Source organism: Pseudoalteromonas sp. AWH4_217 (genome assembly GCF_056161105.1).
The window spans coordinates 302812-322898 of the sequence record NZ_JBSWYM010000001.1 but is presented as its reverse complement, the minus strand read 5'-3'; the positions used below and the strand labels follow the sequence as shown (position 1 = coordinate 322898).

General features: G+C 48.1%; 20 protein-coding genes. 11 read left to right on the top strand and 9 right to left on the bottom strand.

Going from position 1 to position 20087, the window contains the following annotated elements; translation table 11 throughout:
- Window positions 1–118: 118 nt before the first annotated feature.
- Entirely contained in the window at window positions 119–508 is a 390-nt protein-coding gene (locus ACXAH1_RS01410) for a c-type cytochrome (RefSeq protein WP_253050401.1), read from the bottom strand.
- 233 nt (window positions 509–741) lie between these two features.
- Window positions 742–1392 carry an isoprenoid biosynthesis glyoxalase ElbB gene (gene elbB / locus ACXAH1_RS01405; RefSeq protein ID WP_475193191.1) on the bottom strand — a complete coding sequence of 217 codons (651 nt, stop codon included), beginning with the start codon at window positions 1390–1392 and terminating at the stop codon, window positions 742–744.
- 434 nt (window positions 1393–1826) lie between these two features.
- On the opposite strand from elbB, the gene polA reads away from it, so the two are divergent.
- From polA to ACXAH1_RS01390, 3 genes are all read left to right on the top strand, one after another.
- A complete protein-coding gene (polA, locus tag ACXAH1_RS01400; protein ID WP_475193190.1) occupies window positions 1827–4580 on the top strand; it encodes a DNA polymerase I in 2754 nt (917 codons plus the stop codon).
- A 437-nt stretch (window positions 4581–5017) separates the two neighbouring features.
- On the top strand, window positions 5018–5581 hold the full coding sequence (locus ACXAH1_RS01395) for a YceI family protein (RefSeq protein ID WP_475193189.1): 564 nt from the start codon (window positions 5018–5020) through the stop codon (window positions 5579–5581).
- Window positions 5574–6104 carry a DUF1285 domain-containing protein gene (locus tag ACXAH1_RS01390; protein ID WP_475193187.1) on the top strand — a complete coding sequence of 177 codons (531 nt, stop codon included), beginning with the start codon at window positions 5574–5576 and terminating at the stop codon, window positions 6102–6104. The genes ACXAH1_RS01395 and ACXAH1_RS01390 overlap by 8 nt, the downstream gene beginning before the upstream one ends.
- A gap of 29 nt (window positions 6105–6133) precedes the next feature.
- Here the strand turns inward: ACXAH1_RS01390 and yihA are convergent, their stop codons facing one another.
- Window positions 6134–6781 (bottom strand): ribosome biogenesis GTP-binding protein YihA/YsxC, encoded by a 648-nt coding sequence (yihA, locus tag ACXAH1_RS01385; protein ID WP_253050412.1) that lies wholly within the window; start codon window positions 6779–6781, stop codon window positions 6134–6136.
- Between the two features lie 370 nt (window positions 6782–7151).
- On the opposite strand from yihA, the gene ACXAH1_RS01380 reads away from it, so the two are divergent.
- The 4 genes from ACXAH1_RS01380 (at window position 7152) to ACXAH1_RS01365 (ending at window position 10190) form a co-directional block, all read left to right on the top strand.
- Window positions 7152–7784, top strand: a complete 633-nt coding sequence (locus ACXAH1_RS01380) for a c-type cytochrome (protein ID WP_253050414.1) — start codon at window positions 7152–7154, stop codon at window positions 7782–7784.
- A 647-nt stretch (window positions 7785–8431) separates the two neighbouring features.
- Complete coding sequence (locus ACXAH1_RS01375; protein WP_253050416.1) at window positions 8432–9082, top strand: class I SAM-dependent methyltransferase; 651 nt, start codon at window positions 8432–8434, stop codon at window positions 9080–9082.
- A 22-nt stretch (window positions 9083–9104) separates the two neighbouring features.
- Window positions 9105–9680: a Der GTPase-activating protein YihI gene (yihI, locus tag ACXAH1_RS01370; RefSeq protein ID WP_475193182.1), complete on the top strand. Its 576-nt coding sequence runs from the start codon at window positions 9105–9107 to the stop codon at window positions 9678–9680.
- A gap of 3 nt (window positions 9681–9683) precedes the next feature.
- Window positions 9684–10190 (top strand): DUF2489 domain-containing protein, encoded by a 507-nt coding sequence (locus tag ACXAH1_RS01365; protein WP_475193179.1) that lies wholly within the window; start codon window positions 9684–9686, stop codon window positions 10188–10190.
- Window positions 10191–10201: 11 nt separating this feature from the next.
- Here the strand turns inward: ACXAH1_RS01365 and ACXAH1_RS01360 are convergent, their stop codons facing one another.
- The 6 genes from ACXAH1_RS01360 to cutA form a co-directional block, all read right to left on the bottom strand.
- Window positions 10202–11086, bottom strand: a complete 885-nt coding sequence (locus ACXAH1_RS01360) for a DMT family transporter (protein ID WP_475193296.1) — start codon at window positions 11084–11086, stop codon at window positions 10202–10204.
- A gap of 169 nt (window positions 11087–11255) precedes the next feature.
- A complete protein-coding gene (gene accC, locus ACXAH1_RS01355) occupies window positions 11256–12596 on the bottom strand; it encodes an acetyl-CoA carboxylase biotin carboxylase subunit (RefSeq protein WP_058796541.1) in 1341 nt (446 codons plus the stop codon).
- 21 nt (window positions 12597–12617) lie between these two features.
- A complete protein-coding gene (gene accB, locus ACXAH1_RS01350) occupies window positions 12618–13082 on the bottom strand; it encodes an acetyl-CoA carboxylase biotin carboxyl carrier protein (protein ID WP_475193178.1) in 465 nt (154 codons plus the stop codon).
- Between the two features lie 19 nt (window positions 13083–13101).
- Window positions 13102–13563, bottom strand: coding sequence for a type II 3-dehydroquinate dehydratase (gene aroQ / locus ACXAH1_RS01345; protein WP_054014891.1), 462 nt, complete (start codon window positions 13561–13563; stop codon window positions 13102–13104).
- Window positions 13564–13799: 236 nt separating this feature from the next.
- Window positions 13800–15629: a protein-disulfide reductase DsbD gene (locus ACXAH1_RS01340; protein WP_475193176.1), complete on the bottom strand. Its 1830-nt coding sequence runs from the start codon at window positions 15627–15629 to the stop codon at window positions 13800–13802.
- Window positions 15629–15949, bottom strand: coding sequence for a divalent-cation tolerance protein CutA (gene cutA / locus ACXAH1_RS01335; protein WP_475193173.1), 321 nt, complete (start codon window positions 15947–15949; stop codon window positions 15629–15631). The genes ACXAH1_RS01340 and cutA overlap by 1 nt, the downstream gene beginning before the upstream one ends.
- 174 nt (window positions 15950–16123) lie before the next feature.
- On the opposite strand from cutA, the gene ACXAH1_RS01330 reads away from it, so the two are divergent.
- From ACXAH1_RS01330 to ACXAH1_RS01315, 4 genes are all read left to right on the top strand, one after another.
- Complete coding sequence (locus ACXAH1_RS01330) at window positions 16124–16630, top strand: FxsA family protein (protein ID WP_054014888.1); 507 nt, start codon at window positions 16124–16126, stop codon at window positions 16628–16630.
- A gap of 163 nt (window positions 16631–16793) precedes the next feature.
- Window positions 16794–17081, top strand: coding sequence for a co-chaperone GroES (locus ACXAH1_RS01325; RefSeq protein WP_010383739.1), 288 nt, complete (start codon window positions 16794–16796; stop codon window positions 17079–17081).
- A 61-nt stretch (window positions 17082–17142) separates the two neighbouring features.
- Entirely contained in the window at window positions 17143–18792 is a 1650-nt protein-coding gene (groL, locus tag ACXAH1_RS01320; RefSeq protein WP_054014886.1) for a chaperonin GroEL, read from the top strand.
- A 437-nt stretch (window positions 18793–19229) separates the two neighbouring features.
- Window positions 19230–20012: a sporulation protein gene (locus ACXAH1_RS01315; RefSeq protein ID WP_475193167.1), complete on the top strand. Its 783-nt coding sequence runs from the start codon at window positions 19230–19232 to the stop codon at window positions 20010–20012.
- Window positions 20013–20087 lie beyond the last annotated feature (75 nt).

Genomic DNA, 20087 nt, shown 5'->3' with positions numbered 1-20087 from the left:
TTTTACAATGGGGGGTCAAGTGCAAAATTTTAATAACATTATGGTGATAATTGTCTTAAATTCTGCGACATGACACGCCATTTGCAGGGGGAATTAACTCCCCCCGCACGGCGATTTTTTACTTGATCATAAAATCAATCGCTGCGGCGATTTCGTCATCGCTACAGTCCATACAGGTACCGCGAGGAGGCATCGCGTTGAAACCATTGATTGCGTGGTCAAGTAGCACATCTTTGCCTTTTGCAATACGTGGTGCCCAGTCATCAGCTGTTTTAGGTGCGCCTAGTGCACCTGTGCCATGACAGGCAAAACAGGAAGCCTGGTACACTTGCTCACCTGAACGCGGACCAGTAGGCGCCGCGGCAGCAGTATCTTCGGCACCAGCCAGGTAGACAGAGCCCACAGGCTCAAGACGCTTTTTGATCGCTTCTTCAGTTAAAGAATTGTCGAATGGCTGTGCGATTGCCGCAGTAGATAGCAATAACAGTGCTGCTGAAAGTTTCTTCATTTACCTTGCTCACTTCAAATTGAACGTGATCTATCACGATGGATGACGGAATTAAGCCGATTATAACGTCACCAACTAATTTATAAAACGTAAACTTGAGTATAAGCGACTAAAAAATAAAATTTATTGCGTTAGGGCAAAAAATCATAGGGTTGAGAGTAGATGAATTGAATTGGTTTGCTTAATTATTAAACAGGTTGACAGAGGCGGCATAGTGCCGCCCGGGTTTAGCGCTAGGCCAGCTCAAGTAGCTTTTGTACGGCTTTTTCGATACCGCTTGATGCTTCGCTAATTGAGCCTGCCAGCATATATGCAGGGGTACTGATGACTTTGTGATTGTCATCGACCACGATCTCAGCCACACCGCAGGCAACGTGGCTGGCACCCAAAGCTTCAACTGCCTGAGCTGTAGCCTCATCATTGCCTATGGTGGCCAGCGTACCAGCTGGGTGGATATGACCAATAAGCGCAGGTGCAATACACAGATAAGCGATGGGTTTACCTAGTTGGCTGAAAGCCTGACAGCTTGTTTTGAGCGTCTCCAGGATATTGGATTCAGCCCCTTTAAAGGCAAAGTCGGATAGGTTTTTTGCGACGCCGAAGCCACCAGGCAGGATCAATGCATCAAATGCACTGGCATCCAGTGTGGCGAGATCTGCAACTTCCCCACGCGCAATACGTGCCGCCTCAACTCGAACATTGCGTTGCTCGTCTTGCTCTTCACCGGTGAGGTGATTGATCACATGATGTTGCTGGATGTCGGGTGCAAAACACTGATAACTTGCACCCAGGCGCTCAAGGTGAAGCATAGTGAGTACAGATTCGTGGATCTCAGCACCGTCAAAGACGCCACAACCGCTTAAAATGATCGCTACTTGTTTCATCGGGATCTCCGTTTAAAGTCTTTGTTTTGCGATATATGCAATTTTGTCATTAAGCTAGTAATAAAAAAATATAAAGGATCTGCTTTGATCTTTGATCGTTTGTGTTAGTATACGCCTCCGCTCATGAAAAAGCGGTGAATTTATAGCCACTCAATAACTGGCTGTAAACTGACTCCAAAGTCACTGTCCACAATCTTAGCTTAAAGCATATAAAAGAGTAAAAATAAATTTCCTTTTATATTCAGTGTTTTACTTTTTTATCCTAGACGTCTTTTTGATGTGTGGGCCGATAGCTCATGTTTATCTACAAAGTTATCCACAGGCCATCCCCATTTCTTATGGGTCGTTTTGGACTGTGCCAGACTCGTTTTATTCTCGTCCTTATGGCATGCTAACCCAGATTTAAAACTTCCAATTTTAGGATCCCTATAACTATGTCTCAGATCCCTGAAAATCCGCTGATCCTGGTCGATGGTTCGTCGTATTTGTTTCGTGCCTATCATGCGCCACCGCACCTGACCAATTCAAAAGGAGAAGCCACGGGCGCCATCTATGGTGTCATCAATATGCTGAAAAGCTTACTCAAGCAATATCAGCCCAGCCATATGGTGGTAGTGTTTGATGCCAAGGGGCCGACTTTCAGAAATGAGATGTACAGCGAATATAAAGCTCATCGTCCGCCGATGCCCGATGATTTGCGCACGCAGATAGCGCCGATCCACGATATTATTCGCGCTATGGGGTTGCCGCTGGTCAGTATTGAAGGCGTTGAAGCCGATGATGTGATCGGGACTTTTTCCCGCCTGGCGTCAGAGCAGCAAAGGCATGTGCTGATCAGCACGGGTGATAAAGACATGGCACAGCTGGTCAATGAGCATGTCACGTTAATCAACACCATGACCAACACCATTTTAGACCCGCAGGGCGTAGTGGATAAGTTTGGTATCGGGCCAGAATTGATCATCGATTATCTGGCGCTGATGGGTGATAAAGTGGATAACATTCCAGGTGTACCTGGCGTTGGTGAAAAAACCGCGCTGGCTATGCTGCAGGGCTTGGGATCAATTGACGATCTCTATGCAAATCTTGATAAAATCGCTGATCTGGGTTTCCGTGGTTCCAAAACCATGGCGAAGAAGCTGGCTGAACACGAGGCACAGTTAAAGCTATCCTACGAGCTGGCAACCATCAAACTGGATTGTGAGGTTGAACAAGACCTGGAACAATTCAAGATCCAGGAAATGGACAAAGATCAGTTGATTGAGCTGTATGGCCAATGTGAATTCAAACGCTGGCTGGCTGAACTGCTGGATGGTAAGAGCGCGCCGGAAACGGCCGCAGACACAGAGCTGGACTCTGTGGTCACGCCACCGGTTGAGGTGGACTATGAAACCATTTTAGAGCGCGAGCAGTTGGATCGCTGGCTCGATAAGCTGCGTGAAGCTGAGCTGTTTGCCTTCGATACCGAAACCACCAGTCTGGACTATATGCAGGCTGAACTGGTCGGTATGAGTTTTGCGGTCGCAGCAGGCGAAGCGGCGTATCTTCCATTGGGACATGATTATATGGGTGCGCCCGAACAGCTTGACAAGCAGCTGGTGTTTGAGTTGATTGGCCCGATCCTGGCAGATCCCAAGCATAAAAAAGTGGGACAAAACCTGAAGTACGACAAGAGCGTGCTGGCACGCGCCGGTCTGGAGCTCAATGGCATTGCCTTTGACACTATGCTGGAGTCTTATGTATTTAACAGTGTGGGTACGCGCCATGATATGGACTCGCTGGCACTTAAATACCTGGGGCATAAAAATATCAGCTTTGAAGAGATCGCAGGTAAAGGTAAAAACCAGCTGACGTTTAATCAGATTGAACTGGACAAAGCTGCACCGTATGCAGCGGAAGATGCCGATATCACCTTACGCCTGCATCAGCACCTGTGGCCACAACTACAGCAGCATCCGACCTTAGTGAGTGTGTTTGAAGACATCGAGCTGCCGCTGGTCAGCGTGTTGTCTGATATTGAGCGCACCGGTGTGAAGATCGACAGCGATATGCTGGCACAGCAGAGTCATAACATTGAAACGCGCCTAAAAGAGTTGGAGCAGGAAGCCTTTGAGCTGGCGGGAGAAGAGTTCAACCTCAGCTCGACCAAACAGTTACAGGCAATCCTGTTTGACAAGCTAGAGCTGCCGGTTTTAAAGAAGACGCCTAAAGGCGCGCCGTCTACTGCGGAAGAAGTATTGCAGGAGCTGGCCCATGATTATCCGTTACCTAAACTGATCATCGAGCATCGCGGTCTGGCCAAACTCAAATCTACTTATACCGATAAACTGCCCAAGATGGTTAACGAGCAGACTCAGCGCGTTCATACCTCGTATCATCAGGCTGTCACGGCCACTGGTCGTCTCAGCTCCACCGATCCTAACCTGCAGAACATTCCGATCCGTAATGAAGCTGGCCGCCGGATCCGCCAGGCATTTGTGGCAGATCAGGACCATGTAATTATGGCAGCGGACTACAGCCAGATTGAACTGCGGATCATGGCGCATCTGTCGCAGGATGCCGGTCTGTTAAAAGCCTTTGCAGAAGGTAAAGATGTCCACAGTGCCACTGCATCAGAGGTCTTCTCTGTACCGCTTGAAGAGGTTACGTCGGATATGCGCCGCAAGGCCAAAGCGGTAAACTTCGGACTGATCTACGGTATGAGTGCCTTTGGCCTGGCCAGACAGCTGGATATTCCGCGCCATGAAGCACAGCACTATATGGATAAGTACTTTGAACGCTTCCCGGGTGTGCTTGAATATATGGAGACGACACGGGAGAAAGCTGCAGAGCAGGGCTATGTTGAAACCCTGTTCGGTCGACGTTTATATCTGCCGGATATCAAGGCGCGTAATGGTGCCCGTCGTAAGGCGGCTGAGCGCGCAGCAATCAATGCCCCAATGCAGGGCACGGCTGCGGACATTATCAAGAAGGCCATGATTAAAGTGGCACAGTGGCTGGCGACTCAGCAGGACAGTGATATTAAGCTGTTAATGCAGGTGCACGATGAACTGGTCTTTGAGGTGAAAGCCGATAAAGTGGCGCAGTTTAGCGAGCATGTCTGTCAACTTATGAGTGACGCAGCCAAGTTGGATGTTCCTCTGTTGGTTGAAGCCGATCACGGTGAAAACTGGGAGCAGGCGCACTAGCGATATGGGTATCCCAAAAAAACACGGCTCAGGCCGTGTTTTTTATTGCCCCGATCCCAGTAATGGCGGGCCCTGCAAATGTATCTTGTGTAACTCAGAGGTAAAAATGCGCAATCTGATGTTTAAAAAATATCAAATTGGCGCATAACTTGCTTTTGGCTGTTTATTTCCCCTAAGTGATTTGCTACAGTGCGCGCGTCCTCTTCCTGTAGGACATCCTGTTGATGATGTATCTCTCCTTGTGAAGATACAGTGTATTGATAGCTTCTCCCCAGATTGCTATAACGGCTCGCAATGTGAATGGTGCGAGCCGGTTTTTCTCGCTCTCACTCGAATATATCCCAAGTGCCATGTCAGGCCAGTATTAGGTGCCATGTCGTTGCATCTGCTTACGGGATACAGTTAAGATGACGACTTTCATTTTCAAGGAATACGTCATGCTTAAACCCTTTCTTTTTTCAATCCTTGGCCTGTCGGCGCAGTTTGCTCAGGCGTGGCAATTAGACACCGCACATAGCGATGTGAGTTTTACCTCTATTAAAGCGGGCAGTGTTGCTGAAAATCATCACTTTAAACAGTTGTCTGGCACCATAAATAAGGCCGGTGAACTGGATCTAAGACTGGATCTGAGCAGCGTTGAAAGCCTGATCCCCATTCGTAATGAACGCATGCAAAAGATGCTGTTTGAGGTGGCTAAATTCCCAGAGGCTAAAATCTCTGCCAATGTGAGTCAGTATCTCAAGTCACTGAAACCGGGTGTTCAAATTATCCAAAAGGTGCCTGTTACGCTGGCACTGCATGGTCAGGTTGCAACACTGAATGTGGATCTGGTGGTGAACAAAGCCCATCAGCAACTTCAGGTGACACCACTGCGCGCTGTGTTGATCAACAGTCGTGATTTTGGCCTGGATGCGGGGATTGAAGCGCTGCGTAAAGTTGCTGGTCTGAATACAATTGCAACCGCCGTACCGGTCACTTTCAATCTGGTGTTCAGTGAGTAATCTAGATGCGCTGATCTCACATTATGTGACGCAGCATGCACCCACCGGGCGCTGGCATGCGGATGAGTGTGGCGTCGGCGCATTTGAAATTGACGCACAAGGTCGCTGGTTTCACGAGGGCGCGCCTATCAGTCGAGAAGGACTGGTCAGGCTGTTCGCCAGCGTGTTGTGTTATGAGCAGGGCCAGTATTTGCTTAAGTCACCCGCCGAGACGTGCCCGGTAAAAGTCGCAGATAGTCCCTTTGTGATTGTAAGCTGGCAATATTGCAACCTGGCACCCACGTTGGGCTTGTCGACGACTTTAATCGCACAGGATAATTTGGGCCGGCTATGGCCTGTTTGCAGCGAGTTTCCCCTGGTGCTTAAATCCTACCAAGATCAGCCGGTCCCATATTTGATGCTCAATTATGGTTTATCGGCACGAATTAGCCGTTCGGTCTATTATCAGTGGGCTGAATTAGCACAGGCGCGGGGTGATGAGTTTGTGTTAACGTCGGCAGATATGCCGTTTGTGATTGGCTAGGCTGCGCCAGGGGCGCAGCCTGAAGTCTATTACTCAGCAGCAGGCGTGTCTTGCTCAGCCTCTTCTTTGACATATGGTCCCAGGAACCAGTCATCCAGCTGCCAGGCCAGCTCTTTAAGACCCAACCCTTTTAAAGAAGAAAACGCGTGTACAGTAATATCGGCGTTAAGCTCCGCCAGTGCTTTACGCACCTGCAGTACCTCTGCTTTACGCTTGCCTTGCTTTAACTTGTCGGCCTTGGTTAACAGTGCCAGTACCGGAATGTCACTGCCAGCAGCCCAGTTAATCAAGTCCATATCCAGGTCTTTGAGCGGGTGACGAATGTCCATCAATACCACAATACCTTTCAGGCTCTGACGCTTTTGCAAGTATTCGCCCAGTGATTTCTGCCATTTCTTTTTCATTTCCAGCGGCACTTTTGCAAAGCCATATCCGGGTAAATCGATCAGGCGTTTATCATCATCGAGTGAGAAGGTATTGATGAGCTGAGTACGGCCCGGCGTTTTACTGGTCCGTGCCAGCTTCTGATCAGTCAGGGCGTTTAGCGCACTGGATTTCCCTGCATTGGAGCGTCCGGCAAACGCGACTTCAATGCCGGTATCGGCGGGTAATCGGGAAATATCAGGGGCACTCGTCACAAACTGAGCACGATTATACGGCATGCGGGATTTTAGCACTTCGACTCCTCAAGGGGATTGATCTCATTATTGTCTATTTTATTATACTTGGTTGCTAAAGCAAAAGCCGATAAAATCTTCACCTTGGGTGAGTTTTTACGCTATGTCCTCAAGGGGAAACTTAATCCAGGTCAAATCCCTATAATTTATGGGCTTAATGTGAGCAGAAAACGTGCCAGAGAAATTAATATCGTGTAGAATGTAGCAATTGCAACGTAAAACTCGAGCCCGTTGACTTTGTCGGTGCCAATTAGTGCACAATTAGCAAGCTTGGTCAGTCGGTCTCAAATAAGATTTGCCCACGCAGTAAAAGAAACGAGGCTTTTTCGGCTGGGGTCAAAATTACAGGGTCGGAAACAGAGAATTTACCATGAAAAAAATAGCATTAACTTTAACTATGTTGCTAGGGTCCTTGTCAGCCAGCAACGTCGCGGCATTTGATGGCGATGCGCAAGCCGGTAAAGCAAAGGCAGCAACCTGTGCGGCGTGTCACGGTCCGGATGGCAATGCTCCTGTTACTATGTATCCGAAAATCGCTGGTCAACATGCGGATTACATCTACAAGCAACTACAAGAGTTTAAGCTTGGCATGACGTCGGGTGGTAAAGAAGGTCGTATGGATCCTGTGATGAGTGGCATGGCTATGCCTTTATCGGATCAAGACATGAAAGACTTGTCTGCGTATTTTGCGTCGCTGCCTATGTCTTCAGGTACTACACCAGAAGATGTGGTTGAAGTCGGTCAAAAACTATATAAAGCGGGCGATGCTGAGCGTGGTATTCCGTCTTGTGCTGCGTGTCACGGTCCACGTGGTAACGGTACGTCTCTGTCAAAGTTCCCGAAAATCTCATTCCAGCACCCTGAGTATATCAAGGCACAGCTTGAAAAATTCCGCAGTGGCGATCGTAACAACGATCCAAACGGCATGATGAGTGACATTGCGAAAAAACTGACCGATAAAGACATCGAAGTATTGTCTAAATACTTAGGTGGCCTACACTAAAGTCGTATAGATACAAAATAAGCCCAGTGTAAACTCTGGGTATTGTAAAAAAGGCAGCAACAGGGCTGCCTTTTTTTGATCTTGCTTTGTGAGATATATCTCAATATTGATGTAGGATATATGCTTATGAAGTGTGTAGGACTTGACTTAATTTCATCCTGCGTTCAGTTGTAACCTATTGTAATAAAATTGGTTTAATGTTGTTCTAAAATATTCAGGTAATAATTTTGTTATTGTTTAGTTGTAACTGTTTCAGATCGGCGTAGATTATTCGTTGTCGCCAGATAATACAAAAACAGGGACAATTCGTATCGGAAGCGTCGGTGGCAAGATTAGGTATTCTCTTTGAATACGCAGGATGACCAAGAAAGTGTCAGGAAGACCGAAAATAAAAAATGCATTGGAAGTTTGATAACAATAACAATATGGAAAGTGTTCACGGAAGTGACAACAAAAACAAAACGGAAGATACCACAATAAAAATAATAAAGACTTAAAAGTCGAAGGGAGAAGTGTCCAGTTTGTGACGCTCAGATTAGTAAGCGGTAGAGAGCAATCTCTGCCGCTTTTTTATTTGTGTGTGCATATTTGTTCACTAATTGATTGCTGATACAATACGGCCTTTAAGGCATTTCGGTTTATCTCAGTTGCAAAATCCACAGTCATGGCGTTGCGGCCTTTGCGAAGGCGACTCACTGACGCACTACCATCAGGACAAATTCAGAGACTACTGGCAGTGTCAGCGCTGCAAGCTGGTGTCAGTTTCCCCCGAACAGAGATTAAGCGCTGAGCAAGAAAAAGCCATTTATGACAGCCATGAAAATGATCTGATGGATCCCGGCTATCGGCGCTTTCTGTCCCGGTTGGCTGACCCACTGTGCGAGCGCTTACCGGCGGCCCAATCAGGACTGGATTTTGGCTGTGGTCCAGGCCCCCTGTTAGCTAAAATGCTAACCGAGGCCGGCCATCGAATGGCGCTATATGATTTATACTATGCCAATGATCCCAAAGTGTTGGATCACCAGTATGACTTTATTACCTGTAGTGAGGTGATAGAACACCTGGCCCAGCCCGGCAAAGTGCTGCACCAGTTACTGGCGATGCTCAAGCCTGGTGCACCATTGGCATTAATGACTAAGCTGGTAATAGATCCAGCACGCTTTGCAAACTGGCACTATAAAAACGATCAAACCCATATTGCGTTTTTTAGCCGTGAGACATTTGCCTATATTGCAGAGCAATTTAATACCCAGGTTGAAGTGATTGGTAATGATGTCATCATTTTAACTAAGCGATAGTACAGAATGAGTAAAGACTAGTATGACGAGAAAGAAGAAATCCCGTAAGGTTGGCAACATAGGTACGCCAAGGTTAAGCAAAGAGAAGCTCCAGGAGCTCAGAGCGCTCAAAGAGCAGCGCAATAAAAAGCACAAGGGTAAGAAGCCTGGATCTCGCAATGCACAAGAAGCCAAAGTGGAAGAGAGTAAGACTTCGGGTAGTAAGAAGGATCCACGTGCGGGCAGTAAAAAGCCGGTTGCGCTGGTACCTCAGCCACATCAGGCCAGCGAGCCTAAGCTTAATCGTGACCTCAAACCTCAGGTGGAGTTGAAGAAGGTCGCGCCAGTGGCATTAACGCCGGAAGAAGAGCTGCGCCAACTGGAAAATGATGAGCGTCTGATGGCACTATTGGAGCGTCATGAGCGTGGTGAGCTATTGACTGGCAAAGATGCTAAGTACTTCAATAAGTCAGTGGCACGCCATCAGGAGTTATGTGAGTTACTGGGCATTGATGATGAGTTCGAAGAAGCTGATATGGCGCAAGAAGATGAGCTGGATCAGTGGATGAGCAGTGATCTGGCAGATGAGTGGTTAACAGACGAAGACGAGGAGCGTTAAACTATGTGGATAGCCGCGATTGTGGTAGGCGCGTTGATCATCGCCGGTCTGGCATTTTACGCCGGCAAGCTGCTGTGGCAGCTGAAAATTCAGAAAGACACGATAGCAAAATTGCAGCAGGAGCAAAAAGAGAAGCTGGCACGTTCTCGTCAGGAACGCAATGCCAAGCTGTCCGATAGTATCAATCTGATAGCCAAAGCGATGCAGCAGAAGCAGTGTGAATACTCTGAAGGCTGTTTGCGGGTATGGGTGCTGATGTCTCAATACAGCTTTGACGAGGAAATCGAGCTGAGCCAGAGTTATCCGGGCGTGCATGAGATGTACGAGGAAGTTAAAGAAATGCCGACCCATGACGCTCGAAAAAAATACAGTAAGAAAGAGATTTATAAAATGGATGCGCAGCGCTGGCGTGCTGAAGAGCGCCTTGAAGCTCAGATCCTGGAAGACTGTGAAAAGCTACTGAATCGTTTTAAACCGCTGCCTGGCAGCGAAAATGTGGTATTTCAGTAGCCATACATGATCTACTGTGCGCGCACAGCTCGCAGGGTGGCGGGTGAAAAGCCCGTCACCAGCATAGTGCCCGTTAATACCAGTACCATCCCGCCTAACGTATTGAGCCCAACCTGCTCGTCTAACACCAGATAGCCCCAGATAATCCCAAACAGGGGGATTAAGAAAGTCACCGATAGCGCAGAAGCCGCGCCTACCTCTGAAATTAATCTAAAATACAACAAGTAAGCAATGCCGGTACAGATCACCCCTAAGGCGATCACGGCAGAGATCTCGGCACTATCTGGTACTGCCCGCATGGGCATGAAAGGGAGCAGCGGTAGTAGCCAGAGGACGGCGGCCCACATGCTGCCATGGGCATTATCAAACGCGGGGATCTGGGGTGCATTTTTAGCATAGTTGCTCGCAACCCCGTAACTGACAGCAGCAAGTACACCTGCCAGGACCGGCCAAACCAGTATTTCTGATACAAGAGTCTTATCCCAGCCAACTAAGACAATAACGCCAAAAATACCCAGCCCCATACCGAGCAGGGACTTCACTGAAAGAGGCGTTCGGTGCCAGAAAAAAGCGATCAAAGCACCCCAAATGGCAGCCGTGGCGTTTAAAATTGCCAGCATAGATACGGTAAGCGTTTGCGCCGCATAGGCAAAGAGCACGAAGGGCAGCGCGGTATTGAGTAAGCCCAGCGTAAAATAGTGGCGTGCATGAACACGAAAATGTAGTGATTGCTTCAGATACCAGGCTATCACGAGCAAAGCAAGTGCGGCAAAGCTCACTCTGAACTCGATTAGATAAGCCGGTCCAAAGGTCGGTGCGGCAATACGCATAAACAAAAATGAACCGCCCCAGATTGCTGCCAGACAGATCAAACGTAAAAAACTAGATAATGTCATCATCTTCCCTTTTACAGAGCCAGTCTGCAGGTGAGGTGAATAATGCAATTAAAGTGACGGAAGTGGCGTCTGGATGCAACGATAAATGAACAATGAGTTCTGAAAGTGGCTATTTGGGGCAAGGGGAGGGAATATACGCAGGGGCGCCTTCTCCCCTGCGTAAACGGGCTTACAGGCCCAGTTTCTTTTCCAGATAGTGGATGTTTGTGCCACCGTTTTGGAAGTTTTCGTCCGCCAGAATTTTCTTGTGTAGCGGGGTATTGGTTTTAATACCGTCAATCACAAGTTCATTCAACGCGTTACGCGCTCGGGCAATGGCCACGTCACGGTTTTCACCGTAAGTGATCAGTTTACCGATCATTGAGTCGTAATGCGGCGGCACTGTGTAATCAGCATAAATATGGCTGTCCCAGCGAATGCCCAATCCACCGGCTGGGTGGAAACGTGTGATCTTGCCTGGAGACGGAATGAAACTTTCCGGATCTTCAGCATTGATACGACACTCAATCGCATGGCCACGGATCACAACATCATCCTGAGTGATAGACAAGGGTTGACCTGCAGCAATTTTCAGCTGCTCTTTGATCAGGTCAACGCCAGTCACCATTTCAGTCACCGGGTGCTCTACCTGGATACGTGTGTTCATCTCAATGAAGTAGAATTCACCATTTTCATACAAGAATTCAAACGTACCGGCACCACGGTAACCGATCTCGATACAGGCACGTGTACAGCGATCACCAATGAACTTACGCATTTCTGCAGTAATACCAGGTGCAGGTGCTTCTTCCACAACCTTCTGGTGACGACGTTGCATTGAACAGTCACGCTCGCCCAGATGGATGGCATTACCTTGTCCGTCTGCTAAGACTTGTACTTCGATATGACGTGGGTTTTCAAGGAATTTCTCCATGTATACCATGCCATTACCAAAGAACTGTTGGGCTTCAGTTTGCGTCAGTGCGATTGAGTCAAGTAGCTCTTCTTCAGAACGTACAACACGCATACCGCGACCACCACCGCCACCGGCGGCTTTGATGATTACCGGGTAACCGATACGCTTAGCGATCTGTACGTTGCGCTCATTGTCATCCGTTAGCGGACCATCTGAACCTGGTACACAAGGGACGCCTGCTTTACGCATTGCTTCAATCGCTGACACTTTATCACCCATCAGACGAATGGTATCGCCCTTTGGACCGATAAAGATAAAGCCGCTCTGTTCAACCTGATCGGCAAAATCTGCATTCTCAGACAGGAAGCCGTAGCCTGGGTGAATGGCAACGGCATCAGTAACTTCAGCTGCAGCAATGATGCGTGGAATATCCAGGTAACTTTCACTGGCGGCGGGTTTACCAATACAAATGGTTTCGTCTGCAAGTAGCACGTGTTTGAGGTCACGGTCGGCAGTCGAATGGACCGCAACTGTTTTAATCCCCAGCTCCTTGCAGGCACGCAATACGCGAAGCGCAATTTCGCCTCGGTTTGCAATGACTACTTTATCTAGCATAGTGTTAACCTTCCAGGGGCATTATTCGATGATGAACAGAGGTTGATCAAACTCAACCGCATCGCCATTTTCAACCAGGATCGCCTTTACAACACCGGCTTTGTCTGACTCGATTTGGTTCATCATCTTCATCGCTTCAACGATACACAGTGTGTCGCCCACGTTAACTTTTGAACCCACTTCTACGTAAGCCGCAGCAGTTGGAGAAGACGCTGAGTAGAAAGTACCAACCATAGGTGACTTCACCTGATGGCCAGCTGGCGTGTTATTTGCTGCTGCCGGTGCTTCTGCAGCTGGCGCAGCTGGTGCTGCTACTGGTGCTGGAGCCGCTGCGGCTGGTACTGAGTACTGCTGTGGCTGAGCAATAACCGGAGCGCTGCTGTGACGATTGATGCGTACCGACTCTTCACCTTCGGTGATTTCCAGCTCAGCAATGCCTGATTCTTCTACTAATTCGATAAGTTTTTTGATCTTGCGAATATCCATAACTTGACCCGCCTGTTAGTTAATTTGAGTTATCTTGTTTGCGCAGCTTGGCTACGGCCGCCATTAATGCCGCTTCGTAGCCCAGTGCACCTAATCCACATATTACGCCTTGCGCCACATCCGAAAAGTAGGACTTGTGGCGAAAGGGCTCGCGTGCATAGACATTTGATAAATGCACTTCATAAAACGGAATGCTGACGCTTAGTAGGGCATCTCGCAAAGCAATACTGGTATGCGTGAAAGCAGCTGGGTTGAAGATGATACAATCAACACGATCATACTGAGCATGAATATGCTCAATCAGCTCTGCTTCGCTATTGCTCTGAAAATGACTTAGCTCAACATCGTAATTTACTGCGCTTTGCGTCAGGCTCTGCATGATGTCTTTTAAGGTCCGGGTGCCGTACTTATCCGGCTCACGTCGGCCCAGCATGTTCAGGTTTGGGCCATTCAGGACTAAAATCTTCAAATTTGTAGACATAATGCGTGAAATTCCTTTATTTAGAAAACAAAGCCACTTTTTTCGAAAAAGACCTTGTTAACTTAAGCGTATGCACAGTAAATAGCAAATATTTCTCACGTTCGCGAACTATTATAGAGAGTTCAAGGTAAATAGCAGCAAAATACTGGTCTAATCAGCATAGAAAGAGACGAGGCACAGAGGCAAATCTTCAGGCCTCTGTGTCGTGGATAGCGAATCGTTCGCTGAAAAGAAGGTTACAGGACGTGTTGGCGCACTTTTTCCAGGTGGGCAGCGAACTCATCGGCATCCTGGAATCCGGTTACGCGCAGTTCGGGGATCTCGTTGCCCTGCGCATCAAAGAACAAAATGCTGGGCAGACCGAACACCGTAAACGCTTCCATGATTTCTATGGTGGTGTCGTTACTCTCGGTCAGGTCAAGTTTTAGGGTGTCGAAATAGGCAAACTGCGCCTGTACCTGCTCGGTAGGAAAGGTGTATTTTTCAAACTCTTTACAGGCCACACACCATTCGGCATACAGATCCACCATGGCGATTTTTCCCTGACTGTTGGCTTGCTCGACCGCTGCATTCAGCGCAGCCAGGTCGTCCAGCAGTCTGAAGCCTTGCTTGGACTCTTGTTGTGCTACACTCACCTGAGTCGTTTCTGTGCCAGGGAAAACCACGCTTCTGGCAGTCAGTAAGCCAACCACAAACAAGCTGGTTGCCATCGCCCACAGCAGGGTTTTACCTTTACCTTGTGCCTGACCACTTTGCCAGTGATGCAAATACAGGGCCGTAGCTACTGCCAGTACCGAGGCCAGCCCCAGAATGATATTGAAGTCGAGGATCCGCTCAAGCAGGATCAAAGGCACAAACAGCATGACAAAACCGAACAGGGTTTTCACCTGATCCATCCAGCCTCCCGCTTTGGGTAGTAGTTTACCGCCTGAGGTGCCAAGCAGCAGCAGCGGCAGACCCATACCCAGACTCAGCGCATACAGCGTCAGGCCGCCCACCATAAAGTCGCCGCTTTGAGCAACATAAAGCAGGGCCGCAGACAAGGGGGCCGTGGTACAAGGTGAGGCAATCAGGCCTGACAACACGCCCATGGAAAACACTCCGGCATAGTTGCCGCCACTTTGCTGATTACTGATCTCAGTAAGCTTACTCATCATGCCGCTGGGCAGTTTGATTTCGTACCAGCCGAACATTGCAAAGGCCAGTAACACAAACAGTAAACTAAAGCTTATCAGCACCGCCGGATGTTGCAGATAGCCTTGCACCTGGCCACCAAAATAGGCCACCACTAAACCAAGAGCGGCATAGGTCACGGCCATGCCCTGAACATAAACAAAAGACAGGCTAAAGGCCTTTTTAGTCGACAAATTTTGCTGTCCGGCGATAAGGCTAGAGAGGATTGGAAACATCGGGAAAACACACGGTGTAAAGGCCAGGCCCACACCCACCGCAAAAAACACCGCCAGGTTAGTGAGCAGCGATTGCTGCGCCAGTCGCTCCGTGAAGCTCACATCGTCGCCGTTAGCGGATCCAGGCTCAGGCTGGCTGGTTGCTTTGGCGGGAGGGGTTGCATCAGCATCGCCGCCACTGACGAGTACAGTTAAAGGCACAGTGATCACTTCGGGCGGGTAACACAGCCCGGCTTCGGCACAGCCCTGATAGCGAATTTTGACTACCGCACCGTCGGTGATGTTACTGAGTCGTGAGATCACGGCAAATTGGTCAAAATACACTTCGGTTTTGCCAAAAAATTCATCCTCGATCATTTCACCCTGCGCATATTCGGGCACTGAAATGTCGGCCCCTTTGGCGATGATCTCCAGTTTCTTCTTATATAAGTAGTAGCCGGGTGCAATGTCCCAGCCGGTAAACAGCACTTTGCCCTGCTGGTCGAAGTCGAACTTAAACGCTTCTTCGACGGGTAAAAACGTTTGCTGCTTGGGAGCGAGCAAGCTATCGAGCACAGTGGCATTGCCTGCCGCCTGGCTGCTGGTGCTTAGCAGCATCAACAGGGCGGTCAAAACGGCCAGTATGCCGCTGGGTAAAAAGCGCGTCAGCATTCGCATTAATTCAGTACCTCATCAATCCAGTTAAAATAGTCCCGCGATCCCGCACAGATTTCAATGACCTGAATTTCAGGCACATCGTATTGGTGCAAACGGTGAATGATCTCCATGACGGCCTCGACCAAGTCAACATGCGTTTTAATCATTAACTTGTACTCGCTGTCCTGAGTGACCTCACCCTGCCACACATAGATGGACTCAACGTTTGGCAAAATGTTCACACAGGCTGCCTGTTTATTTGCCACCAGATGCTTGGCAATGTCTTGGGCCTGCGCATGAGTGCCACAGGTGGTCATGACCAATCGGTAAGGCGTCGTCATGGTTATCCTTTCACTTGAGCTAAATTTGCTCTAGTGTAACCAAACATGCTGGGTATCCCAAGCGCTTCACCTTTACTTTCAGCGCATTGGTCGTGTGCATTGCCGTGCCTGATGCGCGGGCTTGAAATAAGACCCGAGGACCCATACATCTATTTCAGTTATTTTGGAGATCCTATGTTTAAAGTCCTTTTTCTACTCTTTATTGTTATTCCCATCGCTGAAATAGCCCTGTTATTGCAAGTCAGTGAAGTCATCGGCGGATTTGCCACCCTGGCACTGGTGATCCTGACCGCGGTGTTTGGGGCGCGCCTTGTAAAGCAACAAGGTCTGGGTGCCTACGCCAACGTGCAACAACAAATGGCACGCGGCCAGTTACCCGCCAGCGATTTGTTTGCCGGTATTTGTGTGATCATTGCCGGTGTATTGCTGATGACGCCGGGAATTATGACTGATGTATTGGGCTTTATGCTGCTCACGCCGGCCATTCGCCAAAAATTAGCCAAGGCGCTGCTGCAACGTGCCACCGTGCAGGTGCAAAGTGGTGGCATGTTCAGCCAACACACTACACAGCAACAAGAGCAGCAGTTCGACCCGTTTGCTGGTCGTCCTTCAGGTCATGGACAATCGCAGCGTGATGAGGGGAATACCACGTTAGAAGGCGAGTTTAAACGCAAGGACTAAAAAAATTGAAAAAAATGCTTGGGTTTTGTTTTGCCCATCCCCATAAAGTGAAGCAACTTAGAAATTAATTAGTTAGCCCCTTATAAACGGTGAGTTTGAGCGGGCAAACATCTTACACTATGTATTCTGTCATTGTTCAGAAACTGTTAGGAGAACTAAACACATGAACATTCGTCCTTTACATGATCGCGTTATTGTTAAGCGTCTTGAAGAAGAAACAAAGTCTGCTGGCGGTATCGTTTTAACTGGTTCTGCCGCTGAAAAATCAACCCGTGGTGAAGTGGTTGCTGTGGGCAACGGCCGCGTGTTGGACAATGGTGAAGTGAGAGCATTACAAGTTAAAGCGGGCGACACAGTATTATTTGGCTCGTACGTTGAGAAAACAGAAAAAATCGAAGGTCAGGAATACCTGATCATGCGCGAAGACAACATCCTGGGTATCGTAGAATAAGCCTGGTCGTCGCACTCAACATTTAACGGTTAATCGAAAAGAATTTAGAGGAATAAATATCATGGCAGCTAAAGAAGTTCGTTTTGCAGGCGATGCCCGCACTAAAATGCTTAAAGGCGTAAATGTACTGGCAGACGCAGTAAAAGTAACTTTGGGTCCAAAAGGCCGTAACGTAGTACTGGATAAATCATTCGGTGCCCCTACTATCACTAAAGATGGTGTATCTGTTGCAAAAGAGATCGAACTGGAAGACAAGTTCGAGAATATGGGCGCACAAATGGTAAAAGAAGTCGCGTCTAAAGCAAACGATGCGGCGGGTGACGGTACTACCACTGCAACGGTACTGGCACAAGCTATCGTGAACGAAGGTCTTAAATCAGTGGCTGCGGGTATGAACCCGATGGATCTGAAGCGTGGTATCGACAAAGCAGTGATTGCTGCGGTTGAAGAGCTTAAAGCGCTATCTGTTCCTTGTTCAGACGCGAAAGCGATTGCGCAGGTAGGTACTATCTCTGCAAACTCTGACAAAGAAATTGGTGACATCATTGCAGAAGCAATGGAAAAAGTAGGTCGTGAATCTGGTGTTATCACCGTAGAAGAAGGCCAGTCACTACAGAACGAATTAGACGTTGTTGAAGGTATGCAGTTTGACCGTGGTTACCTGTCTCCGTATTTCATCAACAATGCTGAAAAAGGCCAGGTTGAACTGGACAACCCACACATTCTGTTGGTTGACAAAAAAGTATCTAACATCCGTGAACTGCTGCCAACTCTGGAAGCGGTTGCAAAAACCAGCAAGCCTCTGTTGATCATTGCTGAAGACCTAGAAGGTGAAGCGCTGGCGACGCTGGTTGTGAACAACATGCGTGGCATCGTAAAAGTTGCAGCGGTTAAGGCGCCAGGTTTCGGCGACCGTCGTAAAGCTATGCTACAGGATATTGCTATCCTGACTGGCGGTACGGTTATCTCTGAAGAGATTGGCCTTGAGCTTGAAAAAGCCACGGTTGAAGACCTGGGTACTGCGAAGCGCGTTGTAATCACTAAAGATGACACAACCATCATTGATGGTGCAGGCGAGCAGGAAGGCATTGACGGCCGCGTTGCGCAAATCAAAGCACAAATCGAAGAAGCGACTTCAGATTACGACAAAGAGAAACTACAAGAGCGTATGGCAAAACTGGCCGGCGGTGTTGCAGTGATCAAAGTCGGTGCCGCAACTGAAGTTGAAATGAAAGAGAAGAAAGACCGCGTTGAAGACGCCCTGCACGCAACGCGTGCTGCGGTTGAAGAAGGCGTAGTACCTGGTGGTGGTGTTGCACTGGTTCGCGTTGCGAGCAAGATTGAATCACTAACAGGCGACAACGAAGATCAGAACCACGGTATTAAAGTGGCGCTACGCGCGATGGAAGCACCACTGCGTCAAATCGTATCAAACGCGGGTGACGAAGCATCTGTGGTTGTTAACGCAGTGAAAGGCGGCGAAGGTAACTATGGTTACAACGCGGCGAACGGTCAGTACGACGACATGATCGAAATGGGTATCCTTGACCCAACTAAAGTAACACGTTCTGCACTGCAGTTCGCAGCGTCTGTAGCTGGTCTGATGATCACCACAGAAGCTATGGTTGCTGAAATTCCAAAGGAAGAAGCAGCGGGTGCCCCTGACATGGGTGGCATGGGCGGCATGGGTGGTATGGGCGGTATGATGTAATCTGTCCCCAAGCACTTTAGGCTTTAAAAAGAACCCGGCTTTGCCGGGTTTTTTTATTTTGTGTATTAAAAATTTGGCAAAGTGAATGATGTGATGAGGTCGTTGGGGTTGTATGTACTGAGGAAATTGAACATCAGGATTGTGCGATATATCTGTTTTAATAGATGCAAATCTATTTAATTTAACTCTTCCATATAAATATAATCATATTTATGTGAGCTTTTCTTCTCATTTTAATGGTTAAATAAGTAATGCTTCTTATTGTTAGTGTGTTTGTGTTGGGGAAATATACTCTCAATGTGGCGTGCTTTTGTGAGTTTATATTATTATCGTCAAATATTTGCAAAGAAAAAGCGGTTGACGCGTTTATATTCTTTTCTATAATCGACCGTGAAAACCTTCAAAGATTGAGGGTAATAAAATCAATAAGGATGAATATGTCTTTTTTCAAGAAAGCACTTGGCGCTGTTGGTATTGGCGCAGCAAAAGTAGACACTTTGTTAGATCACCACCAGGTTGCACCTGGCGAGGAAATTTCCGGCACAGTCAAAATTAACGGTGGCAAAGTCGCTCAGGAGATCAACAAAATCGATCTCAAAGTGATGTGTACTTACACCGTTGAAAGAGAAAACAGTGAAGGTGAGTCGGAAACTGTCACAAAGCAACACACCTTGGCCAAATTTCGCATTAATGAGCGGTTTACCATTGAGCCGGGTGATGAAAAGCATATTCCCTTTGCATTCGATTTAGACCTGGAAACGCCTATCACAGTCGGCGAGTCTCAAACCTGGATTGCCACTAATCTGGACATCGACATGGCGTTGGATAAATCCGATCGTGATTATATCCGTGTCGTACCAACCGACCTGCAACAAGCCGTTATCGACAGCATGGAAGAACTGGGTTTCAAATTGTATGAATCGGACTGTGAAGGTATTGAAGAGGCTTCTTTCTCTCGCCTGCCATTCGTACAGGAGCTGGAGTTCAAAACCATTGCCGGCGAATTTCATGGCCGTTTCGATGAAGTAGAGATAGTCTTTTTCAATCGTGGCAGTCAGCTGGAGGTTATTTTTGAAATTGACCGTAAAGCTCGGGGCCTCAGAGGATTTTTTGCCGAGGCACTGGATTTAGATGAATCAAAGGCCCGCCTGGTTATTGACGAAGATAACCTGGAGGACCTCGAAGATCTGATTTATGACCTGCTTGAGGATAACTGTTAACACTCAGGTTTTATTGCCAGGCCCGCGGTATACAACACGGCAGTTATGCCGCAGGCACTGACTATTTTATAGATA